Raw genomic sequence first — 17772 nt, 5'->3', positions numbered from 1 at the left:
CCATTTTACTACTTAGACCAGATATAATAATGTTGTATTTCAACCGTTATACTTTATATTTGAACGACATGTCAACAAACATCCCCTTATCTTAGATGAAAAGACACCTGATTATTTTATTATCGCTGGTAACCTTTTGGACCACTACAGAGGCACAAGAGGGGATTCCTGTATATTTTGATTACTTGTCTGATAACTATTATCTGGTGCATCCTTCAATGGCTGGTATTGGCCTTGGGGGTAAAGTACGTTTAACGGCCAGAAAACAATGGTTCAGTGTCGATGAAGCACCCAATTTGCAAACTTTAAATGCACATTACAGAATAGGTGATAGCAGTAGTGGCGTTGGAGCTATTATTTTCAATGATGCCAACGGATATCATTCACAAACGGGAGGGAAACTTACTTATGCCCACCATTTGAACATGGGAGGGGATATCCGGATATTAAATCAGCTTTCGTTTGGATTAAGTGCAGGATACATACAAAGTAGTTTGGATGAGACAGAATTTAGATCGGTAATCCCAGATCCTATTATCACTGGTGCCAGGGAAAGTGTTGGCTATTTTAATGTAGATTTCGGGATGTCTTATAGTCTTATGGAGTTTTATGCTCATTTTACAGTACTGAATGCGCTTGGAAGCGGAAGAGACTTATACACAGCAATAGAATTTGATAACCTGAGAAGATACCTGCTTTCGGCGGGTTATGTTTTTGGAAAAAGTGAATGGAGGGTAGAACCATCGGCTTTATTGCAATTAACAGAGTTTACCGAAGAAAAAACCATAGACATCAATGCAAAAGTTTATAAAGATGTAAGTTTTGGTACCGTCTGGGGTGGATTATCGTATAGAAGAAGTTTTGATGGAGCGCAATTTCAAACCAATGGTGCATTCGGGGAACAGCGGTTACAGCTATTTACTCCCATTATTGGTGTTAATGTAAACAAGTTTATGTTTTCCTATAACTACTCTTACCAATCTGGTGATATAAGACTGGATAATGGAGGATTCCACCAGATTACCCTGGGTTATGACTTTGGTCCGGAAAGAGAAAATAAATACGATTGCTATTGCCCTGCTGCTAATTATTAGCAGTTCAGGGGTAATTCAAATGGGCCTCCCATATAACTGAAAGACCCATTTGCCGACACCAACCTAAAACGTAGTTATATTCTTGGTTAACTACTGATCCCAATGATAGTTTTTCTTCGCTGCCTGTCTTTGAATAGCCTTTAGCATTGCGTTTTCCAACTCACCTCTGGTTTGTTTCTGTTGTTGAGCGATAAACTTTTCCCTTTTAGCATTTGCTTCCTGAATCTCCTTTTGAATAGTACTTCTTTCAGACTTCTTAAGCTGTATTAAATGCTCTATTTCACTATCTGATTTACCCTTAAATTCTGTTGGCAATTGGTCTTTGTCTATTTTTGCAACATCAAACTCACTGTCATCTGATGCATCAACAAGGTCCCAGGAGGAGTTTTTGTACAATCGGGAACTTTTGCTCACGGCCCGCTTTACAGCCACAACCTCTTCCAATTCCATAGCATTGGCATCCTGTGCAGCCTGATTCCTCATTTTTGATGCGCCTAATGCTCCATACGAGATATAGGTTTTGTTTAGCCTGGAATTTAGTTTAATTATGATTTCGTCATAAGGTGTGGCTACATGCACAACACGCTTGTTATGATCTATGGCCATATATTCTCCTCCTGTAAGGATGGCACCGGACTTCCAATGTGTTTTAATTCCTTGCTCGTAATTGCCGCAAAAAATTGTATTTACTACAATGTCCTTTTCTTTGGCATTTACAACAGCATCCCGATAATCTAGTTTGCCCTGTGTAAATGGTTCATTACCTGCTATAAAAATCATTTTCAGATGATTTTTGTTTTTACCCCACTCTAACTGTCCTAATGAGGTGTGGATGACCTGTCCACAGTATTCTTCTCCTCCATTAGTAGTTAAGGAAAAGAGTTTTTCAGATATTTCATCCAGATCACTACTAAATCCGATAACCTGCTGAATATACCCTTCCCGTGAAGACAAATCATCATTACCGTATTGGTAAAGGGCGATTTGTAAATTGGGGCGCTGTTGATTACCACATTTGGCTGTGGTAAATTTATTTACGATATCCCACAATTGTGCTTTTGCCTGGTTTATTAGTCCGTCCATGCTATTACTGGTATCAAGCAGTAAAGCAATCTTTACGACATTAGCCGGACTATTGGTTTTCTCCGTAACCACCTTTGTAGTTGTGGTTTCAGCTTCCGGCGACATTGTATTTAGTTCGCCTCCATAGGTAGAACCAAAAGCTAATATTAAAAGTCCCGTTCCTAGAATATTTTTGACATTTTTCATTTTATTAATTTTTTATTGTTGTTAATTTAGGTCTAAACTAGCTTCAAACTTTTTCTAAAAAAACAAGCAATGAGGGAACGCTGCTTTGGAGTGAGTGAAACGTCCGTTTGAATGTGTAACCTCTGCGAAATGGTATTTTATCAGGGCTTAATAGCAGTTTTATCATTTTTTAATGCCGTATAAATCCACTAAGTTTATCCTGTTTAAATACCGATATGAAGGGAATTCCATACATAGTGTTATTTATAATGCTGACCGCTTTTGGTGGAAGCGCACAGCTTACTCAGGAGCGCATCAGCTTTCAAATTAATGGCTCTGTAACCGACAGAGCTACCCGCGCCCCTATATCCGGGATTGAAGTCGCTACAGACAAAGGCGAATACACTTTGACCGATGCCCTTGGAGAATTTAAAATCACTGTAGCGGTGGGAGACGTATTAATCATTGAAAGTCCGGAAATAGAGACAGTCCGCTATACTATTAAGGATAATGATGATGTGGACGTGCAGGTAGAAGGTTATTCAGAAAGTAGTGCTCAGGCTAGCAGAGGATCTAAACAAAGATCTTCATTAAACAAACACAGGACCTACCTGGATTCTGCCAGTTATTACAAAAAGATAGATATTGAAAAGAGTATCGATTTTGTGGCGCAATCCATATCTCAGTTGAATAAAAGAGGGAATAAGACAGAATTGGCGAACTCCTATTCACTTCTTGGTGAGATATATCAGTTTTACGATCAGTATGACCTGGCCATTTCAAATTTTGAGTACGCCCTGGAAGCAAATAAAACTTCCAGAACCACCTTACTCCTTGCTAAGGCATATCTGGCTGATGGGGCCTTAGATAAAACAGAAAAGCTTTTGCTTCCTTTGATTGAAGTAAAAAATATGGTCCCTTATCAACGAATAGACCTTTATGAATCTCTGGGAGACCTCTACCGGGCTAAAGGGGAAACCAATACCTCCGTGGCCTACTATAACGAAGGTCTGACAATCGCAAGAAAGAACCAGGTTGCCCCTAAATTACCAGATTTAAATTCGAAAATTGCAGATGCTTACGCCGATGATAACAGGCTACAGGAAGCTGAGGCGTTTTATGACAATTCTCTTGAACAGGCCAGCAAACAGGCGCCGCAAAGAGCGGTAAAAGAGCGCGAGAAAGTAGCCGACTTCTACAATAAAAAGAATCAGTTTGATGATGAAATTAAGTTGAGGAAACAGAATAAGGAGGAGCTTAAAAAATTACCTTCTACCGCAGATAACAGTGTCTCATTAGGATTTTCGCCGAACGATTCTATTACCAATCAAAAAATAAATTATAAAATAGCCAGGGCCTACATTGCTCAGGATAAATACGATGAGGCCATTCCTTATTTGGAAGAGAGTATAAAGGAGGCTGATGATGAAGATGATCTAATTGTACAGAAAGATGCTACCCGTAAATTGTCTGAAGTATATGAACGTCAGGGCGATTTTACCAGGGCTTTTGAGACGTATCAAAAATATGTTGCTGTGGTAGATACCTTGTACGTCAGAAAAGAACAGGAAATATCAAGAGCTGCCCGTTTTAATAGAGAAATTGCTGCTAAACAAAGTCGGATAACAGGCCTTGAGCAGGAAAGGGAACTTTCACAAAGTAAGTATGACCTGGCCCTTACAGAACAGCAATTAATCCAGGAGACCAATAAGCGACAGAAGTGGGTGATTTATTCGCTGTTGCTTGGATTGACATTGACTGCAATCGCTGCATTTTTCTTCTATCGTAGCAATAAACAACAAAAATTAGCAAACAATCTATTGGCGCTTAAATCTCTCAGGTCTCAGATGAACCCGCATTTCATTTTTAATGCGCTCAACTCTGTTAATAATTATATCGCCAAGAACGATGAACGAAGCGCAAACAGATATTTAAGTGAATTTTCAACCCTGATGCGGGCGGTTTTGGAGAATTCTGAAGAGGACTTTATCCCTTTGTCCAAGGAGTTGGAATTGCTGGAGTTATACGTAAAATTGGAGCATTCGCGTTTTCCGGAGAAGTTTAACTATGAAATAGATCTGGATAATGCCATAGATGTCGACGCTTTTAAAATTCCTCCCATGTTACTGCAACCCTATATAGAAAATGCAATTTGGCACGGACTTAGATACAAAGAGGAAAAGGGATTCTTAAAGATTGCCATCAAACAGAAAAATACAGAAGTCATTGAAATAGAGATATCAGATAACGGCATAGGAAGAAAAAAGTCTGCAGAATTGAAAACCAGGAATCAAAAAATGCAAAAGTCCAAGGCCATGGGAAATATTAAAAAGCGTGTGGCCATTCTCAACAGTATGTATAAAGATAAGGTGGCGGTAACTGTCAGGGACTTGCAGAAAGATGAAACAGGAACATCTGTAACACTAATTCTAAAAAAGAACTAATGAAGCTAAATGCGGTCATAGTGGAAGATGAAGCGGGTAGTAGGGAAATACTGCGCAATTATTTGGCCAAATATTGTAAGGATGTTATTCTAATGGGCGAGGCTGCAACCATTGAGCAAGGACTGGATCTTGTTGAGAAAGTCGCCCCGGATTTGGTGTTTTTAGATGTGGAAATGCCATTTGGAAATGCCTTTGATTTTTTGGATCAACTTCCGGACCGCACTTTTGAAACGGTCTTTGTTACTGCTTATAATCAATATGCCATGGAGGCCCTTAATAACCATGCGGCGTACTATCTGATGAAACCCATTAACATTGATGAATTAATAAAGGCGGTTTCTTATGTAAGAGAAATAAAAGAAAAGGAAGATGCCCTGGAAGATAGGATTCTCAGCTCAAAATTAAAGAAGGTGGATGGAAAGATTACCTTGCCTCAACAAGATGGTTTTCAGGTGCTCAATGTTGCCGATATCCTATTTTGCAAAGCAGATGACAACTATACCGAAATTTACCTGGATAATAAGAAATTGTTGGTAAGTAAAACACTTAAGTACTTTGAGGAAGCGCTATCCGATTTTACCTTTGCGCGTATCCATAAGTCGTATTTGGTCAATGTCAATGAAGTAGTGAAGTACAAAAAGGGCAAGGGGGGCAGCGTGGTAATTTCTAATGGGAAAGAATTGCTGGTGTCTGCATCCAAAAAGAAACAATTGCTGTCATATTTTGAATAATTCAGGACAATAACAGAAATAACGGGAATAGATGATTATCAAAACCATAAACGGGAATACCCCAAAAATAGGAGAGGATTGCTTTATCGCAGAGAATGCGACAATTGTAGGTGAGGTTACTATGGGTGATCAGTGCAGTATTTGGTTCAATGCAGTGCTAAGGGGAGATGTTCACTTCATAAAAATGGGCAATAAAGTAAATGTGCAGGATGGCGCCGTTGTACATTGTACTTATAAAAAATCTCCAACCACTATTGGGAATAATGTCTCAATTGGCCATAATGCAATAGTACATGGATGTACCATAAAAGATAATGTGCTTGTTGGGATGGGCAGTATAATAATGGACGACTGTATTGTGGAAAGTAATAGCATAATAGCCGCTGGTGCGGTTGTTACTAAAGGTACCCATGTACCGGAAGGAACAATTTATGCCGGAATGCCCGCTAAAAAAATCAAAGATGTAAGCCCGGAACTCAGTGCGGGTGAGATAGATAGGATTGCCAATAGCTATGTTAAGTATTCCGGATGGTTTAAAGAAGAAAGTGAGTAAGAGGCATAATCCAATAAGCAGTAAACACCTATTCAGAACTTCCAAATATTCCCTATTTTAGCCGAACTAAATATTGAATAGATGAATGCATATATATTTCCGGGCCAGGGGGCTCAATTTGTTGGAATGGGCTTAGATCTTTATGAGAAGTATCCGATGGCTCAGGAGTTATTTGAAGAAGCCAATGATATTTTGGGTTTTTCCATAACCGATACCATGTTTGAGGGTACTGCTGATGAATTGAAACAAACCAATGTGACACAGCCAGCCATTTACCTTCATTCTGTTATTATGAGCAAGGTAATGGGGGATAATTTTAAACCCGATATGGTGGCCGGACATTCATTAGGGGAGTTTTCGGCTTTGGTAGCCAACAACACATTAAATTTTGAGGACGGACTCCGACTGGTATCCCAAAGAGCCCAGGCGATGCAGCAGGCCTGTGAATTACAGCAGAGTACCATGGCGGCAGTACTTGGCCTTGAAGACGATGTTGTAGAGAGAATTTGCCAGGAAACAGAAGGTATTGTTGTGGCAGCCAACTATAATTGCCCTGGTCAGTTAGTGATTTCGGGCGAGGTGGGAGCTGTGAACTCGGCTTGTGAAAAACTAAAAGAAGCTGGTGCCAGAAGAGCTCTGGTATTGCCCGTAGGTGGGGCCTTTCACTCTCCATTAATGGAGCCCGCAAGGGAAGTTTTGGCCGCTGCTATTGAAGCCACCACATTTGGGAATCCCATTTGCCCAATATATCAGAATGTAAGTACCACCGCCATAGAGGACGCAAATAGAATTAAAGAGAATTTAATTCTACAGCTGACCGCTCCGGTTAAATGGACACAAAGTGTTGAGAATATGATCAAGGACGGGGCTACCTTATTTACAGAAGTAGGACCAGGGAGGGTACTACAAGGCTTGGTTAAAAAGATTAATTCGAACTCCGAAACCGCTTCTGCTGCCCTTTAATTAGGCAAAAATCCCATTTTAATGCATTTCAGCCGAAAAAGGCATATTTAACCCTATTTATTGCGGTTATGCGAAGTTTTTTAGTAATATTGAGACCCCATTTTTTTAATTAAACCTACTTACCATGCTGTGAATTGATTTATGAGTTGATTCAAAGGGCAGACTATGAAAATGAAAAGAAAATTCGATGGTTTTATGGGGATTATGACCAGAATTACTAAAGTACTGGTTGTATTGGTAGTACTCTTATCTACCGCTACTCTGACCGCTCAATTCCCGGAAGTCAGTATTGTAGTTGGAGATGATCAGGTTGCTGAACAAGGAGCCATAGGGGGCAGTTTTCGTATTCTTACAGATATTCCTGCTCCATTCGACTTTACAGTAAATATTATTGTCGGCGGTACAGCTACCGAGAATTCGGATTATGATCAATTCATACCCGTTCAATTTGCCACTGGGGAGTCAGAATTCGTTCTTGGGATTACCGGAGTAGTTGATGATGCCCTGATTGAAGGGGACGAATCTATAATTGTCAGTATAGCTGGCGGATTAGGTTATACCGTTGCTCCTGATGTAAATGACAACACACAATCCATAGATATTACAGACAACGACTTTGGTACTGTTTCTTTGAGTCTTGTAGAACCTCCTTTTGACCCTGATGCTGCAGAAGCCGGCCCGGATTCAGGGCAATTTAGAATTTCGATTAGTGCACCGAATAATACACAATCTCCGGTTACCGTCAATTATACAATTAGCGGAACCGCTGCTGATGGTGTGGATTACATTTTGACCAATGCGGTTATTCTGACTTTTGCAAATAACGGCCTTCAGGTAAATAGGAATATTTTTGTGGTCCCCATTGATGATCCGGATGCAGAAGGGGACGAAACAGTTATTTTAACGCTAGATAGTACAGACAATCCGTCTTTTACCATTGGAGCTACAAACGAGGCAACAGTGACCATTGCTGACGATGATTGTAATGCGGGAGACCAGGCGCCTGTACTGAATAATAACCCTACCGCATTTTGCGATGCATTTTCGGTAGCATTGGATACGTATTACAGCGGTGCGGTTCCTGCAGGGGCCGGCCTAAGATGGAGCATCAACCCGGATCCTTCAGTTACCGGGGATTGGCTCAATATTAATCCTACGGTCAGTACAACGGGCACATATTATGCCTTTTTCTCTGATATCCCATTTGATTGTGAGAGTCCGTCTACCCCTTTGACCTTAACTCAGAGTTTTACACCATCCGCGGGCACACCGTCTAATGGTAATGCCTGTATTGATAAGGATTTTGGAGAAACCAAAGTGGATTTGGATGATCTGTTATCCGGTACCGTGGATGACGGGGATTGGACTCAAACAGGTGGTCCTGCTACAGAAAATCCGAATAATGGAAATGAAGTGAACTTTGATAATGGGGTAGAGGGTGTATACGAGTACACTTACACCACAAATACTGCGATTGCTCCCTGTATTAATCAATCAGTTGCTGTACTTATTAATGTGACGGAATGCGATCCTTGTATTGCAGGAGACAATCCGCCAGTGATTAATGCTGGTGTTCCTACCACTTTTTGTGATCTTATAACCGTAAGCCTTAATGATTATACCAATTCTGTCCCGCCTCCAGGTACCGAACTCAAATGGAGTTTAAACCCGGACCCTGTTGATCAGGCAGATGCACTCAATCATCTTAATAATACACAGATAAATAATCCAAACGCAGGGTCTTACTATGGTTTCTTTTATGATGCCGCCAACAGTTGTGTAAGTCCAAGTCTGGAGGTTACCATAACACAGAATACAACACCGGTGATTACTGCAACCACCGATGATACCATATGTGGTCCGGGTACAGCTACCCTGACCGTTTCAGGAAATATACCCGGAAGCCCTGAGTTGCCGAGTTTTAGATGGTTCGCTACTCAAACCGGGACAGTTGTACTATCTGGTTTTGCTGAATTCACCCCAAATATTGCGACTACTACCACTTTTTGGGTAGAGGCAACAGCTAATGGCTGTACTTCGGAAAGAGAAGCAGTAACAGCCACAGTTAAGCCGCAGCCAACTGCTGGGACACCCAGTGATACTTCTTCTTGTAGTGATATAACAAACGGACCAACTACGGTAGATCTGGACGATTTACTGACGGGTGCAGACCAGGGCGCCTGGGAAGTTACAGTGGATCCTTCGGGGACCTTAGTTCCGGACGCTGACAATATTGTTAATTTTGAGGGCTTGCCAGATGGTAATTACATCTTTACTTATACAACGAACATAGCAGAGGCCCCTTGTGAAGACGCTGCTGCTACAGTAACAATTTCTGTAAACGATTGCGATGTGGATACCGATGGTGATGGCTTATTTGACGGTCCTGAAGCCAATTTGGGTACAGACCCAAATAACCCTGATTCTGACGAAGACGGAATTGAAGACGGAGCAGAGGTGGGAGATGACGTAGAAAATCCGCTGGATGAAGATGGTGATGGTATTATAGATGCCTTAGATTCTCTGGATTTTGATACAGATAGTGATGGTGTGGTAGACCAGTTAGATCCCGACAATAATAATCCTTGTATTCCAAATAATAGCAGCGCTCTGTGTGATACCGATGGAGATGGCTTTACAGATGGTGAAGAAATAGACAATGGATGGGACCATTTGGATGCTTGTGATCCCAGACCTTCACCAGATTGTGCAACACCTATAGACCTCCAGGTAACAAAAATTGTTGATAACGAAAATGGAGTGGTAGGCGAGCAGGTGACATTTACAATTACTGTAACCAATTTGGACGATAGGATTGTCCGTGGAATTAAGATCAGGGACCTTCTTGAGCCGGAGTTTGAGTATGTTAGTCATGAAACAGTAAGCGGAACCTATGATCCTGTGACAGGAGATTGGGATATTCTTCAAATAGACAATTTGCAAAGTGCAGATATCGATATTACCGTCGGTATTCTTCCAGGAGGTGCTACTTACAGTAATACTGCTGAATACATAGAATCTGCCCCGAGAGATGATAATCCTTCTAACAATGTTTCCACTGTCAATCTGGTGATAGACAGACCTGAAGGGATAGATCTTGAGATAGAAAAAACGGCGGTCAGTGTAAACCCATTGGTTGGGGATGAGGTTATGTTTACCATCCTGGTGACCAACAAATCTGATTCAGATGAGGATGTTATCTCCAATATTGAGGTAAGTGATATTTTGGATGCGGTCAACTTTACGAACCCAACATTTCAGGCTGATAATGGGGAATACGATTTAGAAAGCGGAATATGGTTTATACCTAGCCTTATGCGAAATCAGGAAGCCAGATTGGAAATTATTGTGAATGTCCCCAATGAAGGTACATTTATTAATACGGCTACAATTGTAAGATCTGCCCCTGTAGATTCGGAAGACAAATTGGATAACAATACTTCCACAGTTGAGGTAAAAGTAAGTCTGCCAACAGTGGCTGATCCCGGGTTTATTTTTAACCAGTTTTCACCCAATAATGATGGAACAAACGATTACCTCACTATAAGAGATATAGGAACCTTTACCAATACATCACTTCAGATTTTTAACCGATATGGGAATGCTGTTTTTGAAGCCAGAAATATGTTAGAAGACAGAGTATGGGATGGAAGATATAAAAGTGAAGATGCACCGGAAGGAACTTATTATTATATCCTGGATCTGGGTGATGGTTCAGAAATACGAAAAGGCTGGGTACAGCTTATAAGATGATAAATTATATGACTTGTAAAACAAGTGGCCCTAATATTAAAATCAGCTTTTTGCTCTTTGTCTTTACCTTGGCAATGGTCTTTAAGGTAGAAGCACAAAGAGACCCTCAGTATACACAGTATATGTATAATATTGGCAGTTTTAATCCTGCCTATGTTGGTAGTGTAGAAACTGCTGATATTTCGGCACTTTACAGGGCACAATGGATAGATATACCCGGGGCACCAAGGACTATTAGATTTGGGGTAAATATGCCCATGGCAAATGAAAGAAATGGTCTTGGATTTAATGTCATTAGCGATCAGTTGGGGCCAACCACCCAAACCTATGTAGATCTTGCATATTCCTTTCAGGTGAATCTGTCTGAAAGCACAAAATTGTCGTTTGGTATAGATGGAGGTGGGTCTTTTCTCAATGTGGATTTCTCCAAAGGGACTTTTGAGAATCCAGGGGAACCTATTTTAGACCGGCAGTTGATAAAGAAGTTTTATCCCACAGTAGGTGCCGGGATGTTTCTGTATGATCAGGATTGGTACCTTGGGGCATCAGTGCCTAACTTCTTAACCGACGGTATTTACGATGAAGACGTTGCCATGGTAGTTGATGATAAGTTGCAATTTAATTTTATAGGTGGATATGTTTTTGGTCTGTCTGACGGATTAAAATTCAAGCCGGCCTTCCTGGTAAACTATATTGCAGGTGCTCCTGTTACTATAAACGGTTCAGGTAATTTTTTGATAAGCGATGTATTTACAATTGGCGCCTCATACAGGTCTGATAACGCGGTTAGCGGTTTGGCTGGTTTTCAAGTGTCTAGTGGAACTTTTATTGGATATTCTTATGACTATAACACCAATGGTCTTGGAGAGTTTAACAGTGGATCGCATGAAGTAATTCTTAAATTTTATTTAGGTAAAGGAGGAGAGCGCGTTAAAGACGACAGTACTAAAAGTAGAAAAGGCAAACCAAAACAGATTGATACACCACGTTTTTTCTAAACATATAATGGCATGAAAATGAAATATGTACTTCTTGGCTTTTTATTGGTTTCTGCCATGGGCTTTGCCCAGGTTAAGAAATCAAAGGCGGATATACTCTTCTTTGAATATGCCTACAAGGAAGCTATCAAGGAGTATTACAATGAGATGAATCGGGCCCCGTTGACCAATCAGCAAGTACTGAACCTGGCAGATTCTTTCTTCAAAACCGGAAATTTTAAGCAGGCTTCAGAGAAATATTTTGAGGTATACAAGAAAGACAGTACAATGTCTGATTATCATTTCAGTAAAATGCTGGGAGCCATGACCAGAACTTCCGGACGGGATAGGGCCAAAGCGTTTCTTGCTACAAAAACCACTTCATTGTCTGAAGAGCTCGTAGAAAACGCTGCTTTTAATTTTGACTTAATGGAAGCGGAAAATAGTGATGCCTTAAATTTCAACATATTCAATATCAATGCAAATAGTCCACATGCCGACTTTGGAACTGCATTTTTTGAAAATAAGGTGCTTTTTTCGAGCGGCCGCCCTCAAAGTGCCAAAACCAAGTACGGGCCCAAACAAGAAGGTTATCTGGACATCTTTGTGGGGAATGTTGACAACCAGGGACAAATAATTAATCCAAGCCCTTATACCGGTATTCCGAAAACAAAATTTCATGCTGCTACACCCTATTACTCAAAGCAACTCAATTCTGTCTTTTATGTGCTTTCCAATGCCGACAAAGGAAATCTCTCTTTTGACGAAAATGGCAAAAATTCCTTAGCCTTGGGTATCTCTGATACTAATGGGAATTTCAATTATTTATTAAGAGATCTGAGCACTTCTTTTTATTATCCTTTTTACGATGAGGCCAATAGTAAATTGTACTTCGCTGCAAATTTTGAAGATAGCCTGGGGGGAACAGATATTTACTTCGTTTATACCAATAACGGACAAATAATGTCTTCTCCTATTAATTTAGGTCCAAGGATAAACTCTCCTGCCAACGAAATATCGCCTTATGTATTTGAGAATAGCCTGTTTTATTCATCGGATATTTTTTATGGTTTTGGAGGCATGGATATTTATAAATCTGAAATTGGATCAGATAACAATTACAGCATTCCTATAAACCTGGGCGATGTAGTAAACTCTGAAAAAGACGAGTTTGGATTTATTATTAAAAATAATGATCAGGAAGGCCTCATTGGGTATTTCTCTTCAAACCGGGAAGGTGGTAAAGGCAATGATGATATCTATGGCTTTTTGGTGGACAAAAAGCCAGGTTTAAAAACACTGGTCATCCGCGGTGAAATAACCGATGACAATTCCACCTTGGGCATACCGGAGGTATTGGTAAAATTATTGGATGAGAAAGGGGAGCTTATCAAAGAGACCTACTCTGCAAATGACGGAACATACAGACTGGAAGTGCCCTGGAGAACAAATGCAAGAATAGAAATTTCAAAGTCGCGCTATTCAGGATTTCTTCAAGAGTATAATGAAGCCGCTTTAGAAAAATTTCAAACAAATAACCTGGATGTTAAACTTTATCAGTTAGACGACCTTGTTCAGGAGAGAGAAGGGCAAACTGTTATAAAGATGAATAAATTCTTTTTTGTCCGGGGGAGTTCTAAAATGACTCCTGAAATTGCTACAGAATTGGATAAGGCCATAGCTGCTGTAGCGAAATTTCCCGAGCTTCAGTTACGAATAGAAGCACATACCGACAGCAGAGGGGGTAGCGCAACAAATTTCCGGATATCTCAGAGTAGGGCCAATACAATTAAAAAGTACCTGACAGATAATGGGATGCCCGAATCAAATATTCTTTATGCTATAGGGTATGGCGAAGACAAGATTACCAATAACTGCACTAATGGGGTATATTGTCTGGAATTGTTGCACAAACAAAATGAACGCCATCTGATCGTTGTTCTGAACTATAAACTCTTATACGATTAATTCAACACTTTTTAGTGTCATTTTCTAATAAGATTCCCAGATTACTTATATTTAGGAAATTGTTTTCCTATGGATAAACCATCAATTGCGCAACAGTATTGGAAAAAGAACTTGCAATATGTAGGTATCTTGCTGGGTGTTTGGTTTTTAGTTTCCTATGGTTTTGGGATTTTACTGAAAGACACTCTGGATAAAATACCGTTGGGCGGCTTTAAGTTAGGATTTTGGTTTGCCCAACAGGGTGCCATTTATGTCTTCGTAGTCCTTATTTTTATCTACGTACGATTAATGAACAAGCTGGATTCAAAATATGGTTTTGACAAATAGGTTGACCAGACCAAACTCACTATAAATTATGGATGTACAGACATGGACTTATGTCATTGTAGGGATAACTTTTGCTCTTTACATAGGCATTGCAATATGGTCCAGGGCAGGTTCTACTAAAGATTTTTACGTTGCCGGAGGTGGGGTCCCCCCTCTTGCTAATGGCTTGGCAACAGCGGCCGATTGGATGTCAGCGGCCTCCTTTCTTGGGATGGCCGGTCTTATTTCATTTAGTGGCTATGACGGTTCTGTTTATCTGATGGGATGGACCGGCGGTTATGTGCTACTGGCACTTTTATTGGCCCCTTACCTTCGAAAGTTTGGAAAATTTACAGTACCCGATTTTATTGGAGATCGGTACTATTCTAACGTTGCAAGAACGGTTGCGATTATTTGTGCCTTACTGGTCTCATTTACTTATGTTGCAGGTCAGATGCGAGGAGTTGGACTGGTATTCTCAAGATTCCTCGAGGTGCCCATCAATACCGGGGTAATTATAGGGATGATTATCGTTCTGTTTTATGCAGTTTTGGGAGGAATGAAAGGTATTACCTATACTCAGGTAGCCCAGTATTGCGTCTTGATCTTTGCCTTCATGGTTCCGGCAATTTTTATATCGATTCAAATGACCGGTAACCCCGTTCCACAATTGGGGATGGGGAGTGATGTTGTTGGCGAGAGTATTTCATTGTTAGACAAGTTGGATGGCTTATCCACTGATCTGGGGTTTGATCAGTACACCAACGGCTCCAAACCAATGATAGATATCTTCTTTATTACTGCGGCTCTAATGGTAGGGACCGCTGGTTTACCCCATGTTATTGTTAGGTTTTTTACAGTTCCAAGGGTAAAGGATGCTCGGAAATCTGCAGGTTATGCCTTGCTATTTATCGCCATTCTCTATACTACTGCACCCGCTATTGCCGTCTTCGCAAGGACCAATTTAATTGAGACTGTGAGCAATAAAGAATATGCAGATATGCCAGATTGGTTCTCGAAGTGGGAAACCACAGGACTAATAAAATTTAATGACAAAAATGGGGATGGTATTATCCAGTACGTGGGGGATGATCAAAAAAACGAGCTTACAGTTGATGCCGATATTATGGTATTGGCCAATCCTGAGATTGCAAAATTACCCAATTGGGTAATTGCCCTTGTTGCGGCAGGCGGATTGGCAGCAGCCTTATCTACAGCAGCGGGTTTATTATTGGTTATTTCTACCTCTATTTCGCATGACCTTATAAAGAAGCAGCTTCAACCGGATATTTCTGAAAGAGGGGAATTAATTGCGGCAAGGTTATCGGCTGTTGCTGCAGTTTGCGTTGCGGGCTACTTTGGAATTAACCCTCCGGATTTTGTTGCGGCCACAGTGGCCCTGGCCTTTGGCCTGGCAGCTGCATCTTTCTTTCCGGCCATAATTATGGGGATTTTTAATAAGAGAATGAATAAGGAAGGTGCTATCGCGGGTATGTTGGTCGGGATAATTTCTATGCTATTCTATATGCTTAAATTTAAGTTCGATATGTTTGGTGGAGGCAGCAAAGAGGATTGGTGGTTTGGGATTTCGCCTGAAGGTTTTGGAACAGTTGCAATGTTGCTTAACTTTATAGTTTCGATCCTTATTTCGAAATTTACACCAGATCCTCCGGAAGAAGTGCAGGAGATTGTAGAAACTATCAGAATTCCTAGTGGCGTTGAAAAAGCGCAATCACATTAAAAGTCAGTGCAATGAGTAATTACCACATTAAACATCTAGAAGAGTATTTCCAGGTATATCGTAAATCTGTTAGAGACCCAGAAGGATTTTGGGAAGAAATAGCGGAGGAGCATTTTGTCTGGAGAAAAAAATGGGATAACGTACTGAGTTGGGATTTTGAAAAACCTGAAGTAAAATGGTTTGATGGGGCCAAATTAAACATTACGGAGAATTGTTTGGATCGTCATATCCCTACCAGAGGAAATAAGACAGCTATAATATTTGAGCCTAATGACCCTAAGGAAGAGACCCAGCATATAACCTACCGTGAATTGCACCAGCAAGTAAGCAGAATGGCCAATGTGCTGAAAGAGCAGGGGGTAGGTAAAGGAGACAGGGTTTGTATTTACTTGCCAATGATCCCTGAACTGGCCATTGCACTCCTCGCTTGTGCCAGGATAGGCGCTATCCACTCAGTGGTATTTGCCGGATTTTCGTCTAATGCGCTCTCCACGAGAATTAATGATTGTGATTGCAAATTGGTAATAACTTCTGACGGATCTTACAGAGGAGGGAAAACCTTAGACTTAAAAGCCATAGTAGATGCTGCTATGGATGATTGCCCCGGAGTTAGCAAAGTATTAGTTGTAAAACGCACTGGAGGATCTGTTAACATGAAAGAAGGACGAGATCTTTGGTTACAACCGCTCCTAGATAATGCGTATGCTGATTGTAATGCAGAGATCATGGATGCAGAAGACCCGCTATTTATTTTGTATACCTCTGGCTCTACCGGGAAACCCAAGGGTATGGTACATAGCTGTGGGGGTTATATGGTATATACTGCGTATACGTTCAAGAATATTTTTCAGTATCGTGAAAATGATGTCTATTGGTGTACAGCGGATATCGGCTGGATTACCGGGCATTCTTATATTGTTTATGGTCCCCTGGCAAATGGAGCCACTACAGTAATGTTCGAAGGGGTGCCATCTTATCCGGATTACAGCAGGTTTTGGGAAGTTGTGGATAAGCATAAGGTTAACCAGTTCTATACCGCACCAACTGCGATCAGGGCATTGGCAAAAGAAGGACTGGAACATGTAGAAAAGCATGATCTCTCTTCCTTGAAAATTCTGGGAACGGTAGGCGAACCCATTAACGAGGAAGCCTGGCACTGGTATAATAATAATATTGGAAAGGGGAAAAGCCCTATTGTAGATACCTGGTGGCAAACGGAAACCGGAGGTGTCATGATTTCACCTATTCCGTACGTAACTCCAACAACTCCAACTTACGCCACCTTGCCATTTATTGGGATACAACCGACACTGATGGATGAAAAAGGAGAAGAAATAAAGGGCAATCAGGTAAGCGGAAGGTTGTGTATTAAGTTTCCCTGGCCCTCAATGGCGAGGACCATATGGGGAGACCATAAAAGATATCGTGAGACGTATTTTTCTGCCTATGACAACAAATATTTTACAGGTGACGGTGCTCTAAGGGATGCCGTTGGTTATTACAGGATCACCGGAAGGGTAGATGATGTTATTATTGTTTCGGGCCATAATCTGGGCACAGCGCCAATAGAAGATGCCATAAATGAGCATCCTGCAGTTGCTGAATCTGCAATAGTAGGGTTTCCTCACGATGTTAAAGGGAATGCACTTTACGGATTTGTGATATTAAAAGATATAGGGGAAAGCAGAGACAGGGATAATTTAAGGAAAGAGATCAATCAACAAATTACAGAACAGATAGGGCCCATAGCCAAACTGGATAAAATTCAGTTCGTATCCGGACTTCCCAAAACCCGAAGTGGAAAAATAATGAGAAGGATACTTAGGAAAATCGCTGGCAAAGACACGGATAATCTGGGGGACATCAGCACGCTGTTAAATCCGGAGGTAGTTACGGAAATAATGGATAATGCTATTCCGTAATCAATTAACAAATAACAATTAACAGTAAACAATAAGCAATTAGGTGTGTGCAATTGTTAATGAAACATTGTA

Annotated in this window: 12 protein-coding genes; 11 read left to right on the top strand and 1 reads right to left on the bottom strand. The window is 40.8% G+C overall.

The annotated features are described in order from the left end of the window. The first annotated feature begins 95 nt into the window (after positions 1–95). Positions 96–1094 carry a type IX secretion system membrane protein PorP/SprF gene (locus J1G40_RS08170; protein ID WP_265242129.1) on the top strand — a complete coding sequence of 333 codons (999 nt, stop codon included), beginning with the start codon at positions 96–98 and terminating at the stop codon, positions 1092–1094. Positions 1095–1184: 90 nt separating this feature from the next. Here J1G40_RS08170 and J1G40_RS08165 read toward each other — a convergent pair whose 3' ends face one another. Further along, a complete protein-coding gene (locus tag J1G40_RS08165) occupies positions 1185–2363 on the bottom strand; it encodes a vWA domain-containing protein (RefSeq protein ID WP_265242128.1) in 1179 nt (392 codons plus the stop codon). 215 nt (positions 2364–2578) lie between these two features. On the opposite strand from J1G40_RS08165, the gene J1G40_RS08160 reads away from it, so the two are divergent. The 10 genes from J1G40_RS08160 (at position 2579) to acs (ending at position 17700) form a co-directional block, all read left to right on the top strand. Continuing rightward, complete coding sequence (locus tag J1G40_RS08160) at positions 2579–4786, top strand: histidine kinase (RefSeq protein WP_265242127.1); 2208 nt, start codon at positions 2579–2581, stop codon at positions 4784–4786. Next, positions 4786–5517, top strand: a complete 732-nt coding sequence (locus J1G40_RS08155) for a LytR/AlgR family response regulator transcription factor (RefSeq protein ID WP_265242126.1) — start codon at positions 4786–4788, stop codon at positions 5515–5517. Before J1G40_RS08160 ends, J1G40_RS08155 begins: the two co-directional genes overlap by 1 nt. Positions 5518–5548: 31 nt before the next feature. Next, entirely contained in the window at positions 5549–6070 is a 522-nt protein-coding gene (locus tag J1G40_RS08150; RefSeq protein ID WP_265242125.1) for a gamma carbonic anhydrase family protein, read from the top strand. Between the two features lie 81 nt (positions 6071–6151). Beyond that, a complete protein-coding gene (fabD, locus tag J1G40_RS08145; protein ID WP_265242124.1) occupies positions 6152–7033 on the top strand; it encodes an ACP S-malonyltransferase in 882 nt (293 codons plus the stop codon). Between the two features lie 171 nt (positions 7034–7204). Then, the gene (locus J1G40_RS08140; protein ID WP_265242123.1) at positions 7205–10786 is read left to right on the top strand and encodes a gliding motility-associated C-terminal domain-containing protein; all 3582 of its coding nucleotides are present in this window, start codon (positions 7205–7207) and stop codon (positions 10784–10786) included. Positions 10787–10794: 8 nt separating this feature from the next. Continuing rightward, positions 10795–11784, top strand: coding sequence for a type IX secretion system membrane protein PorP/SprF (locus J1G40_RS08135; RefSeq protein ID WP_265242122.1), 990 nt, complete (start codon positions 10795–10797; stop codon positions 11782–11784). An 18-nt stretch (positions 11785–11802) separates the two neighbouring features. Further along, positions 11803–13731 (top strand): OmpA family protein, encoded by a 1929-nt coding sequence (locus J1G40_RS08130; protein WP_265242121.1) that lies wholly within the window; start codon positions 11803–11805, stop codon positions 13729–13731. A 69-nt stretch (positions 13732–13800) separates the two neighbouring features. Further along, the gene (locus J1G40_RS08125; RefSeq protein ID WP_265242120.1) at positions 13801–14058 is read left to right on the top strand and encodes a DUF4212 domain-containing protein; all 258 of its coding nucleotides are present in this window, start codon (positions 13801–13803) and stop codon (positions 14056–14058) included. 28 nt (positions 14059–14086) lie between these two features. Then, positions 14087–15778, top strand: coding sequence for a sodium:solute symporter family protein (locus tag J1G40_RS08120; RefSeq protein ID WP_265242119.1), 1692 nt, complete (start codon positions 14087–14089; stop codon positions 15776–15778). Positions 15779–15789: 11 nt separating this feature from the next. Next, positions 15790–17700: an acetate--CoA ligase gene (acs, locus tag J1G40_RS08115; RefSeq protein ID WP_265242118.1), complete on the top strand. Its 1911-nt coding sequence runs from the start codon at positions 15790–15792 to the stop codon at positions 17698–17700. Positions 17701–17772 lie beyond the last annotated feature (72 nt).

Origin of the sequence: Muriicola sp. Z0-33 (assembly GCF_026126425.1) — a bacterium.
GTDB lineage: Bacteria > Bacteroidota > Bacteroidia > Flavobacteriales > Flavobacteriaceae > JAFMPW01.
Note: the sequence above shows the minus strand (reverse complement) of the source record. Positions and strands in the feature narration are given on the sequence as shown.

Excerpts from the sequence above, each read along its gene's own strand:
- J1G40_RS08170 (WP_265242129.1), top strand. The coding sequence starts at position 96 with ATGAAAAGACACCTGATTATTTTATTATCGCTGGTAACCTTTTGGACC.
- J1G40_RS08165 (WP_265242128.1), bottom strand. The coding sequence starts at position 2,363 with ATGAAAAATGTCAAAAATATTCTAGGAACGGGACTTTTAATATTAGCT.
- J1G40_RS08160 (WP_265242127.1), top strand. The coding sequence starts at position 2,579 with ATGAAGGGAATTCCATACATAGTGTTATTTATAATGCTGACCGCTTTT.
- J1G40_RS08155 (WP_265242126.1), top strand. The coding sequence starts at position 4,786 with ATGAAGCTAAATGCGGTCATAGTGGAAGATGAAGCGGGTAGTAGGGAA.
- J1G40_RS08150 (WP_265242125.1), top strand. The coding sequence starts at position 5,549 with ATGATTATCAAAACCATAAACGGGAATACCCCAAAAATAGGAGAGGAT.
- fabD (WP_265242124.1), top strand. The coding sequence starts at position 6,152 with ATGAATGCATATATATTTCCGGGCCAGGGGGCTCAATTTGTTGGAATG.
- J1G40_RS08140 (WP_265242123.1), top strand. The coding sequence starts at position 7,205 with ATGAAAAGAAAATTCGATGGTTTTATGGGGATTATGACCAGAATTACT.
- J1G40_RS08135 (WP_265242122.1), top strand. The coding sequence starts at position 10,795 with ATGACTTGTAAAACAAGTGGCCCTAATATTAAAATCAGCTTTTTGCTC.
- J1G40_RS08130 (WP_265242121.1), top strand. The coding sequence starts at position 11,803 with ATGAAATATGTACTTCTTGGCTTTTTATTGGTTTCTGCCATGGGCTTT.
- J1G40_RS08125 (WP_265242120.1), top strand. The coding sequence starts at position 13,801 with ATGGATAAACCATCAATTGCGCAACAGTATTGGAAAAAGAACTTGCAA.
- J1G40_RS08120 (WP_265242119.1), top strand. The coding sequence starts at position 14,087 with ATGGATGTACAGACATGGACTTATGTCATTGTAGGGATAACTTTTGCT.
- acs (WP_265242118.1), top strand. The coding sequence starts at position 15,790 with ATGAGTAATTACCACATTAAACATCTAGAAGAGTATTTCCAGGTATAT.